The sequence below is a fragment of the Parafrankia sp. Ea1.12 genome (assembly GCF_900465275.1).
Taxonomy (GTDB): domain Bacteria; phylum Actinomycetota; class Actinomycetes; order Frankiales; family Frankiaceae; genus Parafrankia; species Parafrankia soli.
Genome location: NZ_UBIZ01000702.1, coordinates 1 through 1,428, shown reverse-complemented (window position 1 = coordinate 1,428; position 1,428 = coordinate 1). Strand labels below are relative to the sequence as shown.

Annotated in this window: 1 protein-coding gene; it reads left to right on the top strand. The window is 68.1% G+C overall.

What is annotated here, in order from left to right; all coding sequences use genetic code 11:
* The coding region (locus tag FMEAI12_RS35665) for an ABC transporter substrate-binding protein (RefSeq protein ID WP_146776861.1) at window positions 1-1,166 on the top strand (1,166 nt) is incomplete at its 5' end.
* Between the last annotated feature and the right edge of the window lie 262 nt (window positions 1,167-1,428).

Genomic DNA, 1,428 nt, shown 5'->3' with positions numbered 1-1,428 from the left:
TCAAGGACCCGGCCACCGGCTCACCCCACCGCTCGGAGGCGTCGATGATCGCCTCGACCGAGGTGGTGGACGATGTCACGCTGACGGCCACGATGGTCACCCAGGTGCCCAAGTATGCCCAGTCCGTCGTCACCTCGTCACTGAACTGGATCGCCTCGCCCGCGGCCCTGCGGAAGGGCGCCGCGGCCTTCGACGCCACCCCGATCGGCGCCGGCCCGTTCACGCTGAAGAGCTGGACCCGCCAGGCCGCCATGGAGCTGGTCAAGAACCCCCGCTACTGGGACGCCCCCAAGCCGTACCTGGACACCCTCACCTTCCAGGCCGCGCTCGACTCCAACCAGCGTTACAACACCCTGCAGACCGGGGGCGCGGACGTCGCCGTCGAGTCGAACCCCGTCAACTTCGACAAGGCCGACAAGGCCGGCCTGCCGAACACCGTGCTGGAGCTCAGTGGCGGGCTCTTCATGGCCATGAACACCCGCAGGGCGCCGTTCGACGACGTCCGCGCACGGCAGGCCGTCGCCGCAGCACTTGACCTGGACGCGCTGAACCTCGCCGCCTACAACGGAACCGGCACACCCGTCGACACGCTGTTCAGCAAGGCCTCGCCCTTCTACTCGGACACGCCGCTGCGCAAGGCGGACAAGGCCACCGCCCAGCGACTGTTCGACGAGCTGGCCGCCGAGGGCAAGCCCGTGTCCTTCACCGTCTCCACCGCCCCCACCTCCGAGAACAGGGCGATCGCGGAGAACGTCCAGGCCCAGCTCGGCAGCTTCAAGAACGTCAGCGTCCAGGTCAAGATCGTCGAGGTTGCCGACATCGGCGCGATGCGCACGACCCACGACTTCGACGCGATCGTATCCGCCGCGGCCTTCCAGGACCCCGAGCCGCGGCTGTTGGCGAACTTCACCGGGAACTCGCCGGCGAACCTTTCCGGGATCGCCGACAAGGCGCTCAACGACGCCCTGCTGGCGGGGCGGACAGGCGCATCGGAACAGGACCGCGAGAAGGCCTACGACGCGGCGCAGGCACGGTTGACCGAGGCGATGCCGGCTATCTTCCTCACCCGGTCGGCGCCTGCCGTCATCACGGGCAAGAACGTGGGCGGCATCGTGCAGTACGGTACGGGTTCCCTGCTACCCGAGGATCTGTGGATCGCGAAGTAGCCCAGGACCCCGGTTGCGGCGTCCAGGAAAACGCGGTGTTTCTCTGACCCGGCGTCATCTCGACGCGCCAGAACCGCCAGCGGATCGTCCGCGCATGCGTCCCACGTGACGATCAGGTGCCAGGCACAGGAATGTGGCTTTTCCCAGTTGGCCGGAATCTGTAGTCAGCTGATCACGCCGCCTGCGGCGGGGTGGTTGACGGTGTGTAGCCAGGTGGGGCGGGTCGCGCGGGAGGCGAAGTAGCGGGCGCGGAGCTGCTGGT